This is a genomic window from Methylobacterium sp. WL1, from assembly GCF_008000895.1.
GTDB lineage: Bacteria > Pseudomonadota > Alphaproteobacteria > Rhizobiales > Beijerinckiaceae > Methylobacterium.
On sequence record NZ_CP042823.1, the window covers coordinates 4,710,374 to 4,732,214 of the forward strand.

19 protein-coding genes and 1 pseudogene are annotated in these 21,841 nt (G+C 70.1%); 6 read left to right on the plus strand and 14 right to left on the minus strand.

From position 1 onward, the window contains the following. Positions 1-6: 6 nt before the first annotated feature. The 11 genes from FVA80_RS22995 to phaZ form a co-directional block, all read right to left on the minus strand. The gene (locus FVA80_RS22995; protein ID WP_147909490.1) at positions 7-1,209 is read right to left on the minus strand and encodes a molybdopterin-dependent oxidoreductase; all 1,203 of its coding nucleotides are present in this window, start codon (positions 1,207-1,209) and stop codon (positions 7-9) included. A gap of 166 nt (positions 1,210-1,375) precedes the next feature. Beyond that, positions 1,376-2,368 carry an Ldh family oxidoreductase gene (locus tag FVA80_RS23000; RefSeq protein ID WP_147909476.1) on the minus strand — a complete coding sequence of 331 codons (993 nt, stop codon included), beginning with the start codon at positions 2,366-2,368 and terminating at the stop codon, positions 1,376-1,378. Positions 2,369-2,465: 97 nt separating this feature from the next. Continuing rightward, entirely contained in the window at positions 2,466-3,386 is a 921-nt protein-coding gene (locus tag FVA80_RS23005) for an ABC transporter permease (RefSeq protein WP_147909477.1), read from the minus strand. Beyond that, positions 3,379-4,149 (minus strand): ABC transporter ATP-binding protein, encoded by a 771-nt coding sequence (locus FVA80_RS23010; RefSeq protein ID WP_147856321.1) that lies wholly within the window; start codon positions 4,147-4,149, stop codon positions 3,379-3,381. Before FVA80_RS23010 ends, FVA80_RS23005 begins: the two co-directional genes overlap by 8 nt. Positions 4,150-4,473: 324 nt before the next feature. After that, a complete protein-coding gene (locus tag FVA80_RS23015) occupies positions 4,474-5,613 on the minus strand; it encodes an amidohydrolase/deacetylase family metallohydrolase (protein ID WP_147909478.1) in 1,140 nt (379 codons plus the stop codon). A gap of 18 nt (positions 5,614-5,631) precedes the next feature. After that, entirely contained in the window at positions 5,632-6,651 is a 1,020-nt protein-coding gene (locus FVA80_RS23020) for an oligopeptide/dipeptide ABC transporter ATP-binding protein (protein ID WP_147909479.1), read from the minus strand. Then, entirely contained in the window at positions 6,648-7,646 is a 999-nt protein-coding gene (locus FVA80_RS23025) for an ABC transporter ATP-binding protein (RefSeq protein ID WP_147909480.1), read from the minus strand. Before FVA80_RS23025 ends, FVA80_RS23020 begins: the two co-directional genes overlap by 4 nt. A gap of 11 nt (positions 7,647-7,657) precedes the next feature. After that, positions 7,658-8,521: an ABC transporter permease gene (locus tag FVA80_RS23030; RefSeq protein ID WP_147909491.1), complete on the minus strand. Its 864-nt coding sequence runs from the start codon at positions 8,519-8,521 to the stop codon at positions 7,658-7,660. Positions 8,522-8,628: 107 nt separating this feature from the next. Further along, positions 8,629-9,570, minus strand: coding sequence for an ABC transporter permease (locus FVA80_RS23035; RefSeq protein ID WP_147909481.1), 942 nt, complete (start codon positions 9,568-9,570; stop codon positions 8,629-8,631). Between the two features lie 16 nt (positions 9,571-9,586). After that, the gene (locus FVA80_RS23040; RefSeq protein ID WP_147909482.1) at positions 9,587-11,173 is read right to left on the minus strand and encodes an ABC transporter substrate-binding protein; all 1,587 of its coding nucleotides are present in this window, start codon (positions 11,171-11,173) and stop codon (positions 9,587-9,589) included. Positions 11,174-11,654: 481 nt separating this feature from the next. Further along, positions 11,655-12,947, minus strand: a complete 1,293-nt coding sequence (gene phaZ, locus FVA80_RS23045; RefSeq protein WP_147909483.1) for a polyhydroxyalkanoate depolymerase — start codon at positions 12,945-12,947, stop codon at positions 11,655-11,657. Positions 12,948-13,162: 215 nt separating this feature from the next. On the opposite strand from phaZ, the gene FVA80_RS23050 reads away from it, so the two are divergent. The 5 genes from FVA80_RS23050 (at position 13,163) to purQ (ending at position 16,611) form a co-directional block, all read left to right on the plus strand. Continuing rightward, positions 13,163-14,548, plus strand: a complete 1,386-nt coding sequence (locus FVA80_RS23050) for an ActS/PrrB/RegB family redox-sensitive histidine kinase (RefSeq protein ID WP_147909484.1) — start codon at positions 13,163-13,165, stop codon at positions 14,546-14,548. 58 nt (positions 14,549-14,606) lie between these two features. Then, positions 14,607-15,206: an ActR/PrrA/RegA family redox response regulator transcription factor gene (locus FVA80_RS23055; RefSeq protein ID WP_147854732.1), complete on the plus strand. Its 600-nt coding sequence runs from the start codon at positions 14,607-14,609 to the stop codon at positions 15,204-15,206. Between the two features lie 120 nt (positions 15,207-15,326). Further along, positions 15,327-15,560 (plus strand): hypothetical protein, encoded by a 234-nt coding sequence (locus FVA80_RS23060; RefSeq protein WP_147854731.1) that lies wholly within the window; start codon positions 15,327-15,329, stop codon positions 15,558-15,560. Positions 15,561-15,691: 131 nt separating this feature from the next. Further along, on the plus strand, positions 15,692-15,931 hold the full coding sequence (gene purS / locus FVA80_RS23065) for a phosphoribosylformylglycinamidine synthase subunit PurS (RefSeq protein ID WP_147909485.1): 240 nt from the start codon (positions 15,692-15,694) through the stop codon (positions 15,929-15,931). Further along, positions 15,931-16,611, plus strand: a complete 681-nt coding sequence (purQ, locus tag FVA80_RS23070) for a phosphoribosylformylglycinamidine synthase subunit PurQ (protein WP_147909486.1) — start codon at positions 15,931-15,933, stop codon at positions 16,609-16,611. Before purS ends, purQ begins: the two co-directional genes overlap by 1 nt. Before the next feature lie 337 nt (positions 16,612-16,948). On the opposite strand, the gene FVA80_RS23075 is transcribed toward purQ, so the two are convergent. From FVA80_RS23075 to FVA80_RS23085, 3 genes and pseudogenes are all read right to left on the minus strand, one after another. Continuing rightward, complete coding sequence (locus tag FVA80_RS23075) at positions 16,949-19,366, minus strand: penicillin-binding protein 1A (protein ID WP_147909487.1); 2,418 nt, start codon at positions 19,364-19,366, stop codon at positions 16,949-16,951. Positions 19,367-19,535: 169 nt separating this feature from the next. Continuing rightward, positions 19,536-20,815: pseudogene (locus FVA80_RS23080) on the minus strand (N-acetylmuramoyl-L-alanine amidase). A gap of 149 nt (positions 20,816-20,964) precedes the next feature. Beyond that, positions 20,965-21,483: a PIN domain-containing protein gene (locus FVA80_RS23085; RefSeq protein WP_147909067.1), complete on the minus strand. Its 519-nt coding sequence runs from the start codon at positions 21,481-21,483 to the stop codon at positions 20,965-20,967. Between FVA80_RS23085 and FVA80_RS31545 the strand changes: the two genes are divergently transcribed. Continuing rightward, positions 21,377-21,823, plus strand: coding sequence for a hypothetical protein (locus tag FVA80_RS31545; protein ID WP_246692502.1), 447 nt, complete (start codon positions 21,377-21,379; stop codon positions 21,821-21,823). The genes FVA80_RS23085 and FVA80_RS31545 overlap by 107 nt on opposite strands. Positions 21,824-21,841 lie beyond the last annotated feature (18 nt).

Here is a 21,841-nt window from a genome sequence, read left to right on the forward strand (position 1 = left end):
TCCCCCTCACGCCGCCCGGACCCGGGTGATCTCGACGCCGTTGCGCATGTACCCGGACGGGTTCCAGAGCGAGTCCATCGGCTGCGTGCTGCCGTCGTTGGCGGTGGCCCGGACCCGGACGCTGTGCGCGCCCGCGGCCAGGTCGAGGGTGAGCGACCAGGGCCGGAACGCGTAGGGACCCGAATCCTGGCCCAGGGCGGCCTGCGTCCAGGTCCGGCCCTCGTCGGTGGACACCGCGACCGTCTTGATCCCGGAGCCGCCGTCGAACGCGATGCCGCGCACGTGCACCGGACCGGCCTTGATGTCCGCCCCGTCGGCGAGACTGGTCAGGAACGACCGCACGTTGAGCCGGCCGATCGGCACCGTGGCTTTGGCGGCCTGGCCCGGCTCCGTGCAGGCGCAGGCATTGTCCGGGATGCGGTAGGCGCTCTTCATGAAGAAGCCGTCGAACGGCGTGTCGCGCACCGTGATCGCGTTCAGGTGCTTGACCCAGTAGGTGCCGTAGAAGCCCGGCACCACGAGGCGCAGCGGAAACCCGTTGAGCCAGGGCAGGTCCTCGCCGTTCATGCCCCAGGCCAGCATCACCTCGCCGTCGCGGGCATGGTCGAGGCCGAGCGCCTTCACGAAGTCCGGGGTCTCGGGCAGGACCGGCCCGTCCATCCCGTCGAACGCGACCTGCACGGCGCCCGCCTTCACCCCGGCGCGGTCGAGCACGCTCTTCAGCGGCACGCCGGTCCAGCGCGCGCAGCCCATGGCGCCGTTGGCGAGCTGACCGCCGGCCATGCGCGGCTCGAAGAAGCCGCGCGAGTTCCCCGAGCATTGGTTGACCGCCACGATCTCGCTCCGCCCCGGCAGCGCCTTGATCTCGGCCAGCGACAGCGAGACCGGGCGCTCGACATGGCCGGCGATGCCGAGCCGGAACGTGTCCGGGTCGATCTCCAGGGGGATGTCGGCCAGGTGATAGCGGACGAAGAAGGCGTCGTTGGGGGTGATCGCCCCCTCGTCGAACACCGCGAACGGCGTCTCCAGCTGGGGCGGCCGGGCCGTGGTCTGCAGAAGCGGGCGCTTGCCCGGATAGGCGACCAGCGGGCGCGTGCCGCTGCTGAAGGGAAGCACGACCTCCTCAGCCCGGGCGCGCAAGGGCGTCGCCGCAACAGCCAGCGCGCCGAGGCCGCCCTGGAGAACGCGGCGCCTGTCGAGATGAGCCATCGTCGCGTCCTTCATCCGCCGTCCCGGCATACCGAGCGATCCTGCGCGGACGCCCCGCGATCCGGCCGTCTCGAGCGCCCCTGCCGTGGCGGTGTATCAGACTTTCCCTTGCCCGAACCGCTTCGCCCCGCAGCGTGCGTGTTTCACGGGAAACACCGCATCGCCGTCACCCCAACGCTTCGATCTCGGCCGCGAGGGTGTCCGGAACCGTCAGCCCGTCCCGCGCGGCGCGGACCCGCAGGTCGAGGCGCCGGCTTCCCGGCAGGCGAGCGCCGTCCTGCGCCTCGATCGAAGCCGCCAGGACGGCGAAGCGCTCCGGGGCGTCGGGGCCGAGGGCCGTGGCGTCGATCGCCAGGATCAGCTGTCCGGTGCCGGGCGGGTCGCCCGCCGCGTCGAGGAACGAGCTGGCCTCGGCGGCGAAGCGGGCACCGGTGAGCCCGGCCGCCAGGAGTTCCACCATCAAGGCGAGCGCCGTCCCCTTGGCGTCGCCGAGCGGCGCCATCGTGCCGTCGAGGGCGGCGGCGGGATCGGTGGTCGGGCGTCCCTCGGCATCGAGCGCCCAGCCCTCCGGGATCGCCTCGCCGCGCTGCTTCGCGCCGACGATGCTGGCCCGGGCGACCTTCGACAGGGCGAGGTCGATCACGATGGGCGCCCGACCGGGCAGCGGGCAGCCGAAGGCCAGCGGGTTGGTGCCGAACACCGCCCGGCTGCCGCCCCAGGGCGCCATGGCGGCGGGGGTGTTGGCGAACAGGATCGCGACGCACCCGGCCTCGGCCAGCGCCTCGACGGGCAGGCCGGCCGCCCCGCAATGATGCGAGCGGCGGATCCCGGCCGCCGCGATCCCCTGCCGGCGTGCCAGATCCGGCAGCTCGGCCAGGGCCGCGTCGAGCGCCGGGTAGGCGAAGCCGTTGCCGGCATCGATCGCCAGGAGTCCCGGCCGGGGCCGGCTCACCACCACGCGGGCATCGCCCACGACCTTGCCGGTGCGCAGCTGCGCGGCGTAGCCCGGCACCCGCGACAGGCCATGGCCCTTCAGGCCGTCCGCCTCCGCGGCGACCAGCGCGCGGGCGGTGCTGTCGGCGGCGGCAGGGGCGGCGCCACAGCGGCGGAAGGCGCCGGCCGCGAGCGCGTGGGCCTCCGCGAGGGACAGGGTCGGCATGGTGGTCGAGGCTCCGGGTCACCGCGAAGGATCCGCGGGGCATACCCGAAGCCGCGCCGCTTGAGGATCAGGCGTCAGGGGATCAGGCGTCAGGGGATCAGGCCTGCATGCCCCAGCGCTGGATGGTCCGCCGCTCGATCGTCTGGAAGATCAGGTTCTCCACCACGAGGCCGATCAGGATCACGGTGAGCAGCCCGGCGAACACGTTCGGGATGTCGAGCATGTTCTTGTTCTCGAAAATGAACCAGCCGAGCCCGCCCGCCCCGGAGCTGACGCCGAACACCAGCTCGGCCGCGATCAGCGTGCGCCACGCGAAGGCCCAGCCGACCTTCAGGCCGGTGAGGATCGACGGGAACGCGGCCGGGATCAGGATCTTGCCGATCAGCCGCGGGCCCGACAGCCCGTAATTGCGCCCGACCATCGTGAGCGTCCGGCTCACCGACAGGAAGCCCGAATGGGTGTTGAGCGCGATCGCCCAGGTCACCGAGTGGACCAGGACGAAGATCAGGCTGCCGTTGCCGAGCCCGAACCAGATCAGCGCCAGCGGCAGCAGCGCGATCGCCGGCAGCGGGTTGAACATCGACGTCAGGGTCTCGAGGAGGTCGGTCCCGATCCGCGACGCGATGGCGATGCCGGTGAGCAGGGTCGCCAGGAGGACGCCGGCGGCGTAGCCCATCAGCAGCACCTTCAGCGAGCTCCAGGCCCGGGCCGGCAGCGTCCCGTCGGCGACCGCCCGGAAGAACGCCTCCATGGTGGCCGAGAAGGTCGGGAACAGGAGGTCGTTGTCGAGGTAGCGCCCGTAGGCCTCCCAGATCCCCGCCAGCAGGACGAGGATCAGGATCTTGCGCAGCCAGGCTTGGTTGTACAGGCGCTCGAACGCCGAGAGCGGCTTCTCCACAACCGGGGCGCCGTGGGCGTGGCCGGTCTCCCGCACGATCTCGGGGCGGGCCGGATCCGTGGCGGCGGGGCGCGGCGGCACCGTCAGGGGAGCGCCGGTCAACACGCGCGCGCTAGACATTCTCCGCCTCCTGGATCTCTTCCGAAAAGAGCATCTGCTGGATGCGGTTCTCGAGCCGCAGCGCCGCCTCCGGGGTTGCCGCGCTGTTGAGCTCGGCCTTGACCTCGCCCGGATGGGGCGAGAGCAGCAGGATGCGCGAGCCGACCTTGATCGCCTCGGGGATCGAGTGCGTCACGAACAGCACCGTGAAGCGCGTCTCCTCCCAGAGCATCAGCAGCTCGTCCTGCATGCGCCGCCGGGTGAGCGCGTCGAGCGCCGCGAACGGCTCGTCCATCAGCAGGATGTCGGGCTCCATCGCCATGCCGCGGGCGATGGCGACGCGCTGCTTCATGCCGCCCGACAGGGTGTGCGGGTAGCTGTCGGCGAACTTCGTCAGGTTGACCTTGTCGATGTAGAGGTTCGCCCGCTCCAGCGCCTCCCGTCCCTTCAGCCGGCCCGAGGCTTCGAGGGCGAAGACCACGTTCTGCCGGACCGTCTTCCACGGCAGCAGCTGGTCGAATTCCTGGAACACCATCATCCGGTCGGGGCCGGGCTCGGTCACCGGGCGGCCTTTCAGCCGGATCTCTCCCTCGGTGGGGGCCATGTAGCCGCCCACCGCCTTGAGCAGGGTCGACTTCCCGCACCCGGAGGGTCCGAGCAGGACGAACCGGTCCCCGGGCCAGATCCGGAAGCTCACCCGGTAGGTGGCCGTGACGAGGTGCTCGGGCGTCTTGTAGCGGAGCGTGACGCCGTCGACCTCCAGCAGAGGCTGACCCGTATCCATCCATCCTCCCTGGCGCCGCGGCTTGAGCCGCATGTCGCTGATCGTCCGGCGATGGTCCGGACCTCACGGGAAAGTGTAGGATCGATGCGGCGAGGCTGTAAAGCGGTGTATTCTTAATAAACTAGGATTGCTGTCCGGTTGAACCCGCTCGTTGCGTCGGTCTTGAGCGACTGCGCGGGTGTGGAATCGGCCGCTTATGCCGGTTCGGACGCGGCGCTGGAGGTTCTGTTTCGTACGGCTCCCAGGCGCGCTCGATCGATGGTCCTCCGCTCCCAAGGACGGCGGCCTGCGAGCCCTTCGGCGGAAAACCGCATCGTCCCCATCTCAAACCGGGTGCCACCATCGACCCCGCAGCACCACGCCCTCCGACACGATCCGCTGGGCGCCAGTCATGTGCTCGCCCCGCGTGTCCACGTAGTCGAACGCCCCGTCCTGCACCGACAGCACGGTGGCATCGCCGAGCGCCCCGACCTTCAGGGTCCCGTATTCCATGCGCTTGAGCGCCACCGCGGCGTTGACCGTGGAGGCGGCGACGACGTCGCGCAGACTCATGCCGAGGCAGAGCATCTTGGACATGGTGGTGACCTGATCGAAGGCCGGCCCGTCGATGCAGAGCTGGTGCACGTCGGACGAGATCGTGTCCGGCAGGAAGCCCCCCGCCAGCATGGCCCGGGCGGTCTTGAACGCGAACGAGCCTTTGCCGTGGCCGATATCGAACAGCACGCCGCGCGCCCGGGCCTCCCGCAGGGCGGGCTTCACGGCGCCCTGGGCGGTGATCGGGGAATTCGGGAACGGCCGGAAGGCGTGGGTCAGCACGTCGCCGGGGCGCAGCATGGCCAGCACCGCCTCGTAGCTCGGCGGCGGCTCGTCGATATGGGCCATCAGCGGCAGGCCGGTCTCCTCCGCGACCTGCAGGGCGATGTCGAGGGGCGCGGTGCCCTGGTCGCCGGAGGCGTGGCGCCCGACCCGGACCTTGATGCCGACGATGACGTCCCGGTTGGCCTCGACCACCTCCACGGCCTCGCGGGGCGCCATCAGCCGCGGATCCTCGCTCTCGCCGACCATGATGGTCTTCGAGAAGCCGAAGATGCCGGCGAAGGAGACGTGCAGGTAGGCCAGGATCCGCGCCTCCGAGCGGTCGATGACGTGGGTGCGAAATCCGGAAAAATTGCCGGGCCCGGCACTGCCGGTATCGACCGAGGTCGTCACCCCGGAGGTCCGGCAGAACGCGTCGGCGTCGATGCCCAGCGAGGTACCGCCCCAGTAGACGTGGGTGTGCAGGTTGATCAGCCCGGGCGTGACGATCGCGCCCGCCATCGCGCGCACCTGCGTGCCCGGGCCCGCGACGAGATCGCGGCCGAAGCCCGAGACGCGGCCCTGCGCGAAGGCGACGTCGCCGATCCCGTCGTGGTTCTGGGACGGGTCGATGATCCGCGCACCCTTGAGGATGAGGTCGTGCGGCACGGCTGTCTCCGGATCGTGTCAGGCCGCGACCGCCGGTGCGGCCGCGTCGTCGTTGAGGTGGCAGGCGGCCAGATGGCCGGCGCCCACGGGATCGAGGCGGGGCTCCTCGACCCTGCAGCGGTCGAAGGCCTGCGGGCAGCGGGTGTGGAAGCGGCAGCCGGCGGGCGGGTTGATCGGGCTCGGGACGTCGCCCTTGAGTACGATGCGGGTGCGTCCGGCCCCGGGCTCGGGGATCGGGACCGCCGAGAGCAGGGCCTGGGTGTAGGGGTGCTTCGGGGCCAGGAACAGCGCCCGCCGCGGGCCGATCTCGACGATCTTGCCGAGATACATCACCGCCACCCGGTGGGTCATGTGCTCCACGATGGCGAGGTCGTGCGAGATGAACAGCATCGCGAGGTCGAGCTCGCGCTGCAGGTCGCGCAGCAGGTTGACGATCTGGGCCTTCACCGAGACGTCGAGCGCCGAGACCGCCTCGTCGCAGATGATCAGGTCCGGCTCGGCGGCGAGCGCCCGGGCGATGCCGATGCGCTGGCGCTGGCCGCCGGAGAATTCGTGGGGCCAGCGCCCCAACGCCTCGCGCGGCAGGCCGACCCGCTCCATCAGGGCCGCGAGCTTCGCCTCGATGTCGGCCGAGCCCTTGGCCAGCCCGAAATTGCGGATCGGCTCGGCCAGGATCGCCCGCACCCGCATCCGCGGGTTGAGGGACGAGAACGGGTCCTGGAACACCATCTGCATCCGGCGGCGCAGGGGCCGCAGGGTGCCGGCCGAGAGGTCGTCGATGCGCCGGCCGGCCAGCACCACCTGCCCGGCGGTCGGCGTGTAGAGGCGCATCAGCGCCTTGGCGACCGTGGACTTGCCGCAGCCGGATTCGCCGACCAGCGACAGGGTCTCGCCCCGGTCCACCGTGAAGGACAGGCCGTCCACCGCCTTGAGCACCCGGGTCGACCGGCCGAACAGGCCGCCGCCGAGGGAAAAGTGTTTCTTGAGGTCATTGACCTCCAGCAGGGTGCGGGATGTGGGCGCGGGGGTGACGCTCATGCCGCGAGGGCGTCCTTGGGCGCGTAGTGACAGGCGGCGAGATGCGCGGGGGCCTTCGGCTCCAGGGCCGGGGCGTAGGCGCGGCACAGGTCGGTCACGTCCGGGCAGCGTCCGGCGAAGACGCAGCCCTCGATCCGCTGCTTCAGGCTCGGGACCATGCCGGGAATCTCGGCGAGCCGCTCGGTGGCGCCGTGCTCGACAGCGCCGAGCTTGGGTACGGCCCCCATCAGGCCGCGGGTGTAGGGATGGCGCGGCGCCCGGAACAGGTCGCGGACCGAGGCCTCCTCGACCTTCCGGCCGGCATACATCACCACCACCCGGTCGGCGACTTCGGCGACCACGCCGAGATCGTGGGTGATCAGCATGATCGCGGCGCCGACGCGATGCTTCAGGTCGCGCATCAGGTCGAGGATCTGGGCCTGGATGGTCACGTCGAGCGCCGTGGTCGGCTCGTCGGCGATCAGGAGCTTGGGCGAGCAGGCGAGCGCGATGGCGATCATCACCCGCTGGCGCATGCCGCCCGAGAGCTGGTGCGGGTATTCCCGCACCCGGCGCCCGGGCTCGGGGATGCCGACCAGCGTCAGCATCTCCACGGCCCGGGCCTCGGCCTCGCGCCGGCTCAGGCCCTGGTGCAGCCGCAGGGTCTCGCCGATCTGGCGGCCCACCGTCAGCACCGGGTTCAGGCTGGTCATCGGCTCCTGGAAGATGACGCTGATGTCGTTGCCGCGGATCTTGCGCATCGCGCGGGTCGGCAGGTCGAGGAGATTCGTCCCCTCGAACCGGATGGCGCCGGCGATGCTGGCCGGCGGCTCGGGCAGGAGGCGCAGGATCGACATCGCGGTCACCGACTTGCCGCAGCCGGATTCGCCGACGATCGCCAGGGTCTCCCCCGCCTGGATGGCGAAGGACACGCCGTCCACCGCCCGGTTCACCCCGTCGGGGGTGCGGAAGTGGACCTGCAGGCTCTCGATCGACAGGAGGGGGGTGCCGCTCACGCTGCTGGTCCTCACGCGTCTTTGGCCATGCGGGGGTCGAGGGCGTCGCGCAGGCCGTCGCCGACGAGGTTCACCGCGAGCACCGTCATGGACAGGAAGATCGCCGGGAACAGGATGATGTAGAACTTCACCTGCCAGAGGGCCCGGCCCTCGGCCATGATGTTGCCCCAGGACGGCGTCGACGGCGGCACGCCCGCGCCGATGAACGACAGGATCGCCTCGGTGATCATCGCGGAGGCGCAGATGTAGGTCGCCTGCACGGTCATGGGCGCCAGGGTGTTGGGCAGGATGTGGCGCCAGATGATCGCCGGCATGCGCGTGCCCGTGGTTACGGCGGCCTCGACATAGGGCTGCTCGCGCAAGGACAGCACGACGCCCCGGACCAGCCGGGCGACCCGGGGGATCTCCGCGATGGTGATCGCCACGATCACGTTCTGGACCGAGCCGCGGGTGAGCGCCATCAGGGTGATGGCCAGCAGGATCGGCGGGATCGACATCATGCCGTCCACGATCCGCATGACGATGCCGTCGAGCCAGCGCACCATCCCGGAGACGAGTCCGACCGCGAGCCCCGCCACCGAGGCGAGGAGCGCCACGGAAAAGCCGACCAGCAGCGAGACCCGGGCGCCGTAGACCACCCGCGAATAGATGTCCCGGCCGAGCATGTCGGTGCCGAACCAGTATTGGGCCGAGGGCACGCGGGTGCGCTTGGCCGGCGCCAGGGCGGTGGGATCGACGGTGCCGAGATAGGGCGCGAGCACCGCCATCAGGAACACCACGAGGAGCAGGCCCCCGCCGGCCACGATGGTCGGGTTGCGGCGCACATAGGTCCAGACCCGGCCCCGGCGCTTGCGGGCCGGGATCACGTCCGGCAGCGGCGTGGCGACGGCGAGCCCCGCGGGGGGCGGCCCCTTGTGCGGCGGGCCCTTGAGCGACGGGTCCGCGGCGCGCGACGGACCGGAGAGAGGCGCGACGGTCGCGGTCAATAGCGGATCCTCGGGTCGAGCAAGGTGTAGAACAGGTCGATGGCGAGGTTCACCAGCACGTAGACGAAGCTGAACAGCAGGACGACGCCCTGGATGACCGGGTAATCGCGCCGCAGGATCGCATCGACCGTGAGGCGGCCGAGGCCGGGAATCGCGAACACCGTCTCGGTGACGACGGCGCCGCCGATCAGCAGCGCGATGCCGATGCCGATCACGGTGACGATCGGCACCGCGGCGTTCTTGAGGGCGTGGATGAACAGCACCGGCCCCTGCGCCAGCCCCTTGGCCCGGGCGGTGCGCACGTAATCCTGCTGCAGCACGTCCAGCATGGTCGCCCGCGTCACCCGGGCGATCAGCGCGATGTAGACGAGGCCCAGCGTCACCGCGGGCAGGATCAGGTTCGCGAACCACGGCCATAGGCCCTGCTCGATCGGCGTGTAGCCCTGCACTGGCAGCCAGCCGAGTTCGAGGGCGAACACGTAGGCCAGCACGTAGCCGACCACGAAGACCGGCACCGAGAAGCCCATCACGGCGAGCCCCATGACCAGGCGGTCGATCAGGCTGCCGGCCTTCCAGGCCGCCACGACGCCGAGCGGCACCGCGACCACGACGGCCAGGATCAGGGTGACGAGCATCAGCGAGACGGTCGGCTGCACCCGCTGCCCGATCATCGTGGTGACCGGCAGGTTGGTGAAGATCGAGGTGCCGAGGTCCCCGTGCAGGATCTGCCAGGACCATTCGCCGAACCGGACCAGGAACGGCCGGTCGAGGCCGAGCGAGGCGCGGATGCGCGCGACGTCGTCCGGTGTCGCCTGATCGCCCGCGATGATCGCGGCCGGATCGCCGGGGGCGAAGTAGAGGAGGCTGAAGACGAACAAGCCGACCACCGCCATCACCGGGATGGTGGCCAGGATGCGCCTGCCGATATAGCCGAGCATGGGACGCCTCCTGGCCTCAGGCCTTCGACACGCCCCAGGTGAACGGGATCGGCCCCTTCACGATGCCGGAGACGTTCTTGCGCCAGGCCTGGTAGCCGAGGAAGAACCCGGTCGGCACGTAGACCACGCCCTCGCAGGCGGCGGCGTTGACCTTGTCGATGGCGGCCTTCTCGGCGGCCGGGTCGGCCGCGTCGAACCACTCAGCGATGGCAGCCTCCACGGGCGGGACGTTGGGCCAGCCGAACCAGGCCTTGTCGCCGCTGGCCCGGACCGCGGGATAGCCCGCCGGATTGATGCAGTCGGCGCCCGCGTGCCAGGTGTGGAACATGTTCCAGCCGCCCTGGGACGGCGGCGCCTTGGACGCCCGGCGGGTGCCGGTGGTGCCCCAGTCGGTGGCGACGAAGTCGACGTTGAAGCCCATCTGCTTCAGCAGGTCGGCGGTGATGTCGCCCTGCGCCTTGGTGATCCCCTGGTCCTGCGCCACCACGCAGACGACGGGCTCCCCCTTGTAGCCGGCTTCCTTCAGCAGCTTCTGGCCGAGCTTGATGTCACCCTTTCCGACGCTGCCCCCGCCCGCCTCGGTGTAGAGCGGCGTGCCCGGCGTGAAGAAGCCCGGCAGCGTCTTCCATAAGGTGTCGTCGTCGCCAACGATCGCCCGCATGTAATCCTCCTGGCTCATGGCGGTCATGACGGCCTGGCGGATCTTCGGGTTGTCGAAGGGCGGATGCAGGTGGTTCATCCGGAACGACCCGACATTGCCCAGCGGGTCGGCGATGTCGACGTTGAGGTTGGCGTTCTTGCGCAGGAGCGGCACGAGGTCGGAGATGGGGTTCTCCCACCAGTCGACCTCGCCGTTCTGCAGGGCCGCCGACGCGGTGGCCGCGTCCGGCATGATCACCCACTCGACCCGGTCGACCAGGATGTGCTTGCCGCCCGCCAGCCACGAATTCGGCTCCTCGCGGGGCTTGTAGCCGGCGAATTTCTGGAACACGGCGCGCGCGCCCGGCACCCATTCGTTGCGCACGAAGGTCATCGGGCCGGAGCCGACATACTCGGTGATCTGCGTGAACGGGTCGGTCTTGGCGATCCGCTCCGGCATGATCAGGGCCATCGGGGCGTTGGTCTTGCCGAGCGCGTAGAGGAGCTTCGGAAACGGCTTCTTCAGGCGCCAGCGGAACGTCCGGTCGTCGACCGCGGCGAGGTCGTCCTGGATGCCCCGGATCATCAGGCCGATCGGGTCCCGGGCCATCCAGCGTCCGAGGCTCGCCACCACGTCCTTGGCCAGCACCGGCTCGCCGTCGTGGAAGGTCTGGCCGGGCCGCAGCCGGAAGGTCCAGGTCAGCTGGTCGCCCGAGACCTCCTCGGATTCGACCATCTGGCGCTGCGGCTTCAGCTGGGCGTCGACGCCGTACAGCATGTCCCACACGAGGGTGCCGGCATTGCGCACCACGTATTGCGTGCCCCAGATCGGATCGAAATTGGCGAGGTTCGCCTGGGGCACGAAGCGCAGCACCTTGGCGCCCTGCGCCACGGCCGGCATCGCGACCTGCGGGGCGGCCAGCCCGAGTGCGGCCGAGCCCTTGAGGAACGTCCTGCGGTCCATCGTGATCTCCCTGGCCGGCGGGATCTCGATCCCGGCCACCGGCCCGCACTCCGGGTGCGTCTGTGAATCGGTCGACGGAAGGACCCGGCCGTGTATCGCGGCCGGGGGAGGCTGGATTTTCACACGATCAGCAACATGCGCCAGTTCCCTGCTACCGCAAGACGGTTTTGGGGGATCGAATTCCAGTTATCCGCATCCTGTTCGCGCACGGCCTCATCCGGCTGGATGGAGTCCGGCCGGGGACGCGGAGGGGCGGTGGAGGATCGGCGGTCATCGTGCTCACGCCGGCGACCTCGCAAGCCTCGCGCCACCGTGGGTGGAAGAGAATTCAAAATGCAGCGCGCGCCGGCCATGCACGGCGGGATCGCGGGATCGGAAGCGGGATTTCAGTGGGCTCGCCGCCTTCCGGCGGAGGCCCCGGGAAACCGGCTCCGCCCTGGACCCGCGAACGGTCTCGGACCTTTCGAGATCGGACCTTTCGTCAGCCCACCTGGCGCAGATGCGATCCGCGCGTCCGGGCTTCCGCCTGCTGGGCGCGGATGAAGGCGGCGATCCGCGGTGCGATGACGGTGCGGTAGCGGGAGCCGTTGAACACCCCGTAATGCCCGACGCCAGCCTGGAGATGGTACGCCTTGCGGGATTCGGGCAGGTTCGGCGTCAGGTCGAGGGCCGCCTTGGTCTGGCCGACCCCGGAGATGTCGTCGTTCTCGCCCTCCACCGCCAGGATGGCGCAGCGGCGGATCGCCCCGAGATCGACCGGGGTGCCGCGGTGACGCATCCGGCCCGTCGGCAGGTCATGGTCGACGAAGACCGTCTGAACGGTCTGCAGGTAGTATTCCGCGGTCAGGTCCATCACCGCGAGGTACTCGTCGTAGAAGTCCCGGTGCTTCTCGGCCGAGTCGCCGTCGCCCTTCACCAGGTGGTCGAACATGTCGGAATGGGCGGTGACGTGGCGGTCGAGGTTCATTGCCATGAAGCCCGACAGCTGCAGGAAGCCGGGATAGACCCGGCGCCAGGCCCCCGGGAAGATCGGCGGCACCAGGCTGATCGTGTTGCGATCGAACCAGGTCTGGCCGCGCTCCTGGGCGAGGCAGTTCACCGCCGTGGGCGAGCGGCGGGTGTCGATCGGGCCGCCCATCAGGGTCATGGAAGCCGGCACCGCCGGGTCGCCCTCCCCTTGGCCGTCCTTGCTCTCCATCAGCGCCACCGCAGCTAGGACCGGCACCGCCGGCTGGCACACCGCCATGATGTGCAGGTCCGGCCCGAGCAGCGCGAACATCTCCTGCAGGTAGTCGATGTAGGTGTCGAGATCGAAGCGCCCCGCCGCGAGCGGCACCATCCGGGCATCGTTCCAATCGGTGATGTAGACCCGGTGGTTCGGCAGCATCGCCTCCACGGTGCCGCGCAGCAGCGTGGCGTAGTGCCCCGACATCGGCGCGACGATGAGCAGCTTCGGCTCCGGCTCGGCGGGCGGGGTCAGGAAGGCCCGCTCGAACGCCACCAGCCGGCAGAACGGCCGCTCCCAGACGACCCGCTCGCTGACCGGGACCGCTGCGCCGTCGATCAGCGTCTCGGTGAACCCGAAGGCCGGCTTGCCGTAGCGGCGGGTGGCGCGCTCGAACATCTCGCAGCCCGCGCTGACCGCCCGGGCATAGGGTCCGTAGGCCAGGGGATTGCCGGGCATCTGGAGCGCGTGGCGGGTCAGGTCGGCGGCGAGCCGGGCCGGCGCCATCATGGCGCGGGCACCCTCGAACATCGCGTAAGCCAGAAGCATCGCCACCTCGCGTCCCGGGACTGCCGGCGGAGCGCCGACGGGCGAAAAGCCTGACGCAACCCGCGGTGACAGCCTAAGGTTCCACCCTGAACGATCGCGGAACATCCGCGCCCCGGGGCGACTTGCCCGTCACGACCCCGTCGGCTCGACGGGGCCGCACGTCTGCCCAAGCTCTGCGTCGGTGAGGATTCACCCGGCGCTGCATCGATGCACGCATGCCCGACAGCAATCTCAACGGCCTCGTCCGCAACGCCCGGCACCTCCGGCTGGACACCTTCGTCCGCCTGCGCTGGCTCGCCATCACCGGCCAGAGCGCCGCCGTGGTCGGGGCGCAGTTCGGCCTGGGCCTGGCGCTGCCGTTCGGCTGGTGCTTCCTGGTGATCGCCACCTCGTCCTGGCTGAACCTGGCCCTGCGCATCCGCTTCCCGGCGAGCTACCGCTTGAGCGACGATTCCGCGGCCCTGCTGCTGGCCTTCGACATCGTGCAGCTCGCAGCGCTGCTGTTCCTCACCGGCGGCCTGCAGAACCCGTTCTCGCTGCTGTTCCTCGCCCCCGTGCTGATCTCCGCGACGGCGCTGCCGCCGGAGCGGACCCTGGCGCTCGGCCTGCTCGCCGTGGGGCTGGCGACGCTGCTCGCCCTGGTGCACCGGCCCCTGCCCTGGTTCTCGGACGGGCGGATCGAGTTGCCGTTCCTGTACGTCTCGGGGGTCTGGACCGCGATCCTGCTCGGGACCGCCTTCACGGGCGTCTACGCGTGGCGGGTCGCCGAGGAGACGCGGCTCCTCGCCCAGGCCCTGGCGGCCACCGAACTGGTGCTGGCCCGGGAGCAGCACCTGTCGCAGCTCGACGGTCTCGCGGCGGCGGCTGCCCACGAATTGGGCACGCCCCTCGGGACGATCATGCTGGTGACCAAGGAGCTGATCCGCCAGCTCGGGCCGACCGCCTCGCCGGCGGTGGCCGAGGATTTGAACCTGCTGCGCGAGCAGGTCGACCGCTGCCGAGGCATCCTGGGCAAGCTCACGTCCCTCGACGGCGACGGCGTCGGCTTCCTGGAGACGGTGACGTTCAGCCATCTCGTCGAGGAGCTGGTGGCGCCCCAGCGCGCGCTTGGCGCCGTGCTCGACATCTCCAGCCTGGGCGAAGGCCCGGAGCCCGCCTGCCGCCGCAACCCCGGGGTGATGTTCGGCTTGGCCAACATACTCGACAATGCGGTCGACTTCGCCGATTCGCGCGTCACCGTGGAAGGCCGCTGGACCCAGGAGCGCGTCTGGATCGAGATCCGCGACGACGGTCCGGGTTTTTCCAGCGAGGTCCTGCTGCGGGCGGGCGAGCCCTACGTAACCACCCGCAGCGCCGACCGCGCGCAGACCGGCGGGACCGTCGGGGCCGGCCTCGGCCTCGGTTTGTTCATCGCCAAGACCCTGATCGAGCGCTCGGGCGCCCAGATCGCGCTGATGAACGTCTCGGCACCTGAGGCCCATGGGGCGATCGTGCGCGTCTCCTGGGCCCGCCACATCTTCGAGCGGGGGGCAGCCCCGCGTCATTCGCCGGAACTCAATATCCACGCGCCCCTGCCCCCGGGCGATGTCGTCCCTATATGAGGATCAGACCAAGAACTGACCGAATAACGCCCTCACGAAAACCCGAAAGGAGTACCGGATGCTGACGCAGCCCGGGACCACGACAGCGATCGATCCTGCCGTGATCAACGAAGCCGATCCCCTCGCCGCCTTCACCGATCGCAGCCTGCTGATCGTGGACGACGACAAGCCGTTCTCGACGCGGCTCGCCCGGGCCATGGAAAGCCGCGGCTACCACGTCCAGGTCGCCGATAGCGTGGCCGACGGCGTCTCAGCCGTCGAGGCTCGCCCCCCGGCCTTCGCGGTGATCGACATGCGGCTCGGCGACGGCAACGGCCTCGACGTGATCGCCCGCCTCAAGGAGCGCCGCCCCGAGGCGCGGGGCGTGATCCTGACCGGCTACGGCAACATCGCGACCGCCGTCACGGCGGTGAAGCTCGGCGCGTTCGACTACCTCGCCAAGCCCGCCGACGCCGACGAGATCCACGGCACGCTGATGGCGCAGCCGGGCGAGCGGGCCGACCCGCCCGAGAACCCGATGTCGGCGGACCGTGTCCGCTGGGAGCACATCCAGCGGGTCTACGAACTGTGCAGCCGCAACGTCAGCGAGACCGCCCGGCGCCTGAACATGCACCGCCGGACCCTGCAGCGGATCCTGGCCAAGCGCGCGCCGCGCTGACGTCAGGGACCGGACGATCCCGGCTCCCGCGGTTGCATAGCCCCTCGCCTCTGGGCTAGCTGCGCGGGTCCCGGGATCATTTCGTTTCGGGGCCTCGCAATCGACCGGGAGACGGGTCTCGTGAACGGGCGCAACGCCATCACCATCGTGAGCATGATGGTCCTCGTCGGCACCGAGGTGTTCGCCGTCGCCATCGCGGCCGGCTGGGCGCTCGCCGGCCTGTTCGACCTGGGCGACCGGGTCGGCCACGTGCTGATGGGTCTGTTCAGCCTGTTCGCCGCCTGGATCATGCTCCAGCTCTGGCGCCGGGCGACCAGCATCGAGCCGATCCGCACCCGGGCCACGCCCCGCTAGCCGCCCCGTCCGTCCGACACGGCGTTCGACAGGCCGGCGGCCTTCCTGCTAGGGAACGCGCGATGGCCGCCCGTGTAACGACGCCGCGGGTCGCGCCCACGTTTTCGGCTGCGCGTGAGACCGGAAGATCCATGAAAGCCCGTATCATCGTCACCCTGAAGACCGGTGTGCTGGACCCGCAGGGCAAGGCGATCGAGGCCGCGCTCCGGTCGCTGGGCGTCGAAGGCGTCGACAGCGTCCGGCAGGGCAAGGTGTTCGAACTCGAGGTCTCCGCCGCCGACGGCGCGGCCGCCGAGGCCACCCTGCGGACGGCCTGCGAGAAGCTGCTCGCCAACACCGTCGTCGAGAACTACGCGATCGAGATCCTCTGATGCACGCTGCGGTCGTCGTCTTTCCGGGTTCGAATCGCGAGAGCGACGTCGCCCGGGCGCTGCGCCGGTCGGGCGCACGGGTCAGCATGGTCTGGCACGCCGATCCGGATCTACCGGCCGGGACCGACCTCGCCGTCCTGCCGGGTGGCTTCTCGTACGGCGACTACCTGCGCTGCGGCGCGATCGCGGGACGCGCGGCCGCCATGGACGCGGTGCGGGCGCATGCGGCCCGGGGCGGCCTCGTGCTCGGCATCTGCAACGGTTTCCAGATCCTGTGCGAGTCCGGCCTCCTGCCGGGGGTCCTGATGCGCAACGTCAACCGGCGCTTCATCTGCCACCGCCAGACGCTGCGGGTCGAGCGCACCGACACGCGCTTCACCAGCGCCTACAAACAGGGGCAGGTCATCGACGTCTGCGTCGCGCATGGCGAGGGCAATTACTTCGCCGATCCCGAGACCCTGGCGCGGATCGAGGGCGAGGGCCGCGTGGCCTTCCGGTACTGCGACGCCGCCGGCACGATCACGGTCGAGGCCAACCGCAACGGCTCCCTCAACGCCATCGCGGGCGTCTACTCGGAGGGCGGCAATGTCCTCGGGATGATGCCGCACCCGGAGAATTTCGTCGAAGGCCTGATCGGCGGCACCGACGGACGCGGTCTCTTCGACAGTCTCGCAGCCTGAGTTTCGGGCGCAAGACCGATCTTTAACCGGCGATTAAGGTTCACGGGGCATAAAGAGACATCCAGAGTTCTGGATATCGAGTTGGACGGTTCCGTCCGCTCTGTTTGATGCCTCCCTGATGACTCTCCCAAGCCGCCCCCAACCGGGCGGCTTTTTTCTGTCTTGGAGCGGTCCGCAGCCGGCACCGCACCCGAGTTTGGGATCCCGGGGCCACAGGGCAGAACCCGGGATCCATAACCGCCGACGGATCAAGACCTTGCACCGCCGGCGGATCGGGATTCCGGGTTCGCCTGCGGCACCCCGGAATGACACGGTGGGTCAGATCCGCTTCCGGCCCTCAGTAGAGCCCGCCGGCCTGGGCGGCCCGGTCGGGGTCCGCCGGGACCGAAGCGGGGGCAGCGCTCTGGGCCGGGGCGACGTAGGAATCGGGCGGCGCGGTGCCCGGCTTGAAGGCCTCCAGGATCGTGCCGGCGCCCTCCCCCGAGCCGGCGCGGGTGCCGGAGCCGAGGTTCACGCGGATCAGCTTGATCCCCGGGGGCACGCGGAACGGGGTCGGCGGCTTGTCCTTGAGGGCCACCTTCAGGAACTCGAGGGCGATCGGGGCCGCCAAGCCGCCGCCGGTGGCACGGTCACCGAGCGAGCGCGGCTTGTCGAAGCCGATATAGATGCCGACCGCGAGATCCGGCGAGAAGCCCACGAACCACGCGTCCTTGGCGTCGTTGGTGGTGCCGGTCTTGCCGGCGAGCGGCTTGCCGATCTGCTTCAGCAGGGTCGCGGTGCCGCGCTGGACGACGCCCTCCATGATCGAGACCATCTGGTAGGCGGTGAGCGGGTCGAGCACCTGCTCGGAATCGTCCACCAGCTTCGGCTCGTCCTGGCCCGACCATTTCTCGGCGTCGCAGCCGATGCACTTGCGGTTGTCGTGCCGGTAGATGGTCTCGCCGATGCGGTCCTGGATGCGGTCGATCAGGGTCGGCCGGATGCGGCGCCCGCCATTGGCGAGCATCGAGTAGGCCGTGACCATGCGCATGACCGTGGTCTCGCCGGCGCCGAGCGACATCGGCAGAACCGGCAGCAGGTCGTCGTAGACGCCGAAGCGGCGGGCGTACTCGGCGATGAGCGGCATGCCGACATCCTTGGCGAGCCGGACCGTCATCAGGTTTTTCGAATGCTCGATCCCGTACCGCAGGGTGTGCGGGCCGCCGGACTTGCCGTCGTAGTTCGAGGGCGTCCAGGCTTCCTGGCCGGGGCCGCCCTCGATGGTGATCGGCGTGTCCTGCACGATCGAGGCGGGCGTGTAGCCGTTGTCGAGCGCCGCCGAGTAGACGATCGGCTTGAACGAGGAGCCGGGCTGGCGCATCGCCTGGGTGGCCCGGTTGAACTCGGATTCGTCGTACGAGAAGCCGCCGACCATCGCGTGGACGCGGCCGGTATTCGGGTCCATCGCCACGATGGCGCCGGACACCTCGGGCTTCTGGCGCAGGCGGTACTGCCCGCGGCCGCCGTCGATCGCCTCGACATAGACCATGTCGCCGGGCTGGAGGTTGGGGCGGCCGGCCCAGCGCATGCCGTCCGGGGTGATCACGCCGGTCTCGCGGTCCTTGCCGACCTGGCCCGAAGCCTCGCGCCGGGGCTGGAGGCCGACCTGCACGCCGCCGCCGCCGTTGCCAAGCACCACGGCGAGCCGCCACGGCGCCACGTCGCCGAGCGCCGGCACCTCGGCGGCGGCCATGCCCCAGTCGCGTCCGGTCAGGTCGACCTTGGTGACGGCGCCGCGCCAGCCATGGGCCTGGTCGTAGCGCACCAGGCCGTCGACCAGGGCCTTGCGGGCCCAGGCCTGCATCTTCGGGTCGAGGGTGGCGCGCACCGAGAGGCCGCCCTCGTAGAGCTTCTTCTCGCCGTAGCGCTCGGAGATCTCGCGCCGGACCTCCTCGGTGAAGTAGTTGGCGTTGGCGGCGTTCGGGAAGGCGACCCGCGGGTTGACCCCGAGCGGCATCTTCTTGGCGGAATCCGCCTCTTCCTTGGTGATGTAGCTGTTCTCCGCCATCAGGCGGATGATCTCGTTGCGGCGGTCCAGGGCCGCCTGGGTCTTGCGGTAGGGGTGGTAGTTGTTGGGACCCTTCGGCAGCGCGGCGAGGTAGGCGGCCTCGTTGATGGTCAATTCGTGGACCGACTTGCCGAAGTAATCCAGCGCGGCCGCCGCCACGCCGTGCAGGTTGCGGCCGGGCACGATAGTGCCCAAAAAGATCTCGTTCAGATACAGCTCGAGGATCTTGTCCTTGGAGTAGGCCGCCTCGATCCGCAGGGCGAGCAGTGCCTCGCGGATCTTGCGGTCGTAGGTCTGCTCGGACGACAGCAGGAAATTCTTGGCGACCTGCTGGGTGATGGTCGAGGCGCCCTGGCGCTTGCCCGACTTGGCGTTGGTCAGGAACGCGCGCACGATCCCCTCGGGATCGATGCCGCCGTGCTTGTAGAAGTTCTTGTCCTCGGCCGACAGGAAGGCCGCGACCACGATCTTCGGCATCGCCTGGATCGGCAGGTACAGCCGGCGCTCGCGGGCATACTCGGCGAGCAGCGAGCCGTCCGACGCGTGAATGCGGGTCATCACCGGCGGCTCGTAATTGGCGAGCGCGGCGTGGTCGGGCAGGTCCTGGCTGTACTTCCAATAGAAGTACCCGCCGGCCGCGGCGCCGACCACGAACAGCACCGCGGCGGCGCTGAACAGGATCCCGAAGAAACGAAGGATCAGACGCATCCGGTGTTCCGCTCGTCGCTGGCCCGGCCGCCTGCCGGGTTCGGCTCATCCGGCACGGGCGTCGATTCTCGACGCGGTCGGCTTCCGGACGCTCCCGTGAAGCCCCCTCGGATTACCGGTTCAACGGCGGTGCGACGGGGCGTTCGGACGTCCCGTATCGACACTTACTCTATGGTAAAACTGGGGCGACGGCGGCCGACCGTCGCGTGATCAGCGCGGGCCTGAGCGTCGCGCGGTTGCCGAAGAACTGGTCGATCGCCTTGGCCATGGAGCCGGTGACGCCCGCCCGCCACTCGGGCGATTGCAGCATCTCCAGGTCGCGCTTGCTCGACAGATAGCCGAGTTCCACCAGCACGCTCGGAACGTCCGGGGAGCGCAGCACCATGAAGCGCGCCTCCCGGTGGGGCTTGGCGCTCATCTCCATGACCGGGGCGAGCTGGCCCATCAGCGTGCGGGCGAAGCCCGACGAGAAGCCGCGGGTCTCGCGCAGGGTCAGCTCCTGCAGGATGTCGGCGATGTCCGGGGGCGCCTCGGCGGCGTCGGCGCCGGCCGCCGCGTCGGCCCGGTTCTCGCGCTCGGCGAGCTTGGCGGATTCGATGTCGGTGGCCTTCTCGGCGTTGGTGTAGATCGTGGCGCCCCGCACCTGCGGGGCCGCCGAAATCGAATCCGCGTGGATCGACACGAACAGGTCGGCCTTGGCCTCGCGGGCGATGCGCACGCGTTCGGCGAGCGGCACGAACACGTCCCGGTCGCGGGTCATCCGGACCCGGTAGCGGCCCCCGGCTTCGAGCTTCCCGACCAGCGCCTGCGCGAAGCCGAACACGATGTCCTTCTCGAACACCCCGCCCACCGCGATCGCCCCGGGATCGGTGCCACCATGCCCGGCATCGACCATGATCAGCGGGCGCTGGTCGGCGGGCTCGGGCGGGGCGCTGCGTGCCTGGGCGGGGCCGGATCGCTGGCGGCGGCGGCCTTGCGGAAGGCCTCGCGCTCGACCCGCTGGAGCGGGATCGTCAGCAGCACCGCACCGTCCCGGGCCCGGGTCACGGTCTCGATCCGCCCGATCGCGGCCGGGGCGGCCAGATCGATCACGACCCGGGAGCGGCCGGGGGCGAACAACCCGTAGCGGAACGATTGGACCACGCCCTCGCGGCGGCGCCCGGCCCCGGAATCGAGCTGGAAGTTGACCTCGGGCAGATCGATCACCGCCCGGTCGGGCCGCTCCATCACGAAGCCGCGCGCCTCCACGGCCCGCGACAGCGTCAGGGTGAGCCGCGTGGTGCCGGCCTGGCTGGCGAGATCCGCCCCGATGGCGACCGCGGGCGCCGGCCCGGTGGGCGGATTGGTCGGCTTGTCGCCGTTCTGGGCCACGACCGGCGTCGCCGCCAGCGTCGCGGCGAGGCAGAGGCGGTACAAGGCGGAACGGATCAGGTGCGCACAGCTCGGCATCGGTCCGGATTCATCTCCCGTGCCCTCCACCCAGGCATAGGATGATCGTGGTTAATCGATGGTTGCGGGTGCGACCTGGCGGGTTGCCGCGATGGACAACCCGAATGTGGCGGTCCTGGGTTCAGCGCCGGATCACGGGGTGACATCGATCAATGGCCAGGATGGGGGTCGGTCGGCCCCGGATCGTCGTCCCACCACGTAGCCGGGTCGAACGGATCCACCAGCGGCACCGACGAGGCCTTGAAGTCCGAACGATTGCGCGTCGCAATCCCGTAGCGATGGACGAGCGCCGAAGCCAGGATCGCCTTGTCCCCATCCCGGATGGAGGGAAACCGGACCGAGACGTCGGCCCAACGTTCGGCCACGTCGGCGTCGATCGAAACGATGCGGTCGGCGAAGCGAGATCGCAAATGTCCGTACCAGTCCGCCTTGATGTCGAGGACGGCTTGGTCGCGTCGTCGCGCCCGCGGGTCTTTCAAGCGCTCGATCCGCAAGGTCTCCAACGCGAGCCCACGGCGAATCTCCGCGACGGTCACGGCGCTGATCCGGATCGGATGGGCGTTGCGCCGGATCCAGCGCGAGGCCGGCGGATCCGGATCGTCCTTCGTCGCGGACGGTCGCGAGATCACGTTCGTGTCTACGATCCAGCCGGCCGGCGGCTCAGTCACCGGACAGGCTCAGGCCGACGTCCTTGTCGAAATCCGCCTCTTCGAGCGGCGACGCGAGCAGGAAGTCCGCGAACGCGGCGTCGGCTTGGGTCCCCAGGCGCTCGTGATGCTCCATCGACGGCACGACCCCCACGGGCTCGGCATGCCGGAGCAGCAACTGGGGGCCGTCCTTGGCCGCATCGACCAGCCGACCGAAGTCCTGCTTGGCGTCGGCTGCCTGCCAGGCTCGCAGGACCTTACCTCGGGAAGGGACGGATTGGACATCATGTCCATTCAGGTCCTTCGGCGAGGTGGGCGGGGCCGGAGCGGTCGCCGCCCAAGCGATCTCGGTTCGGTGTGAGCGAGCGCCTCGTATCGA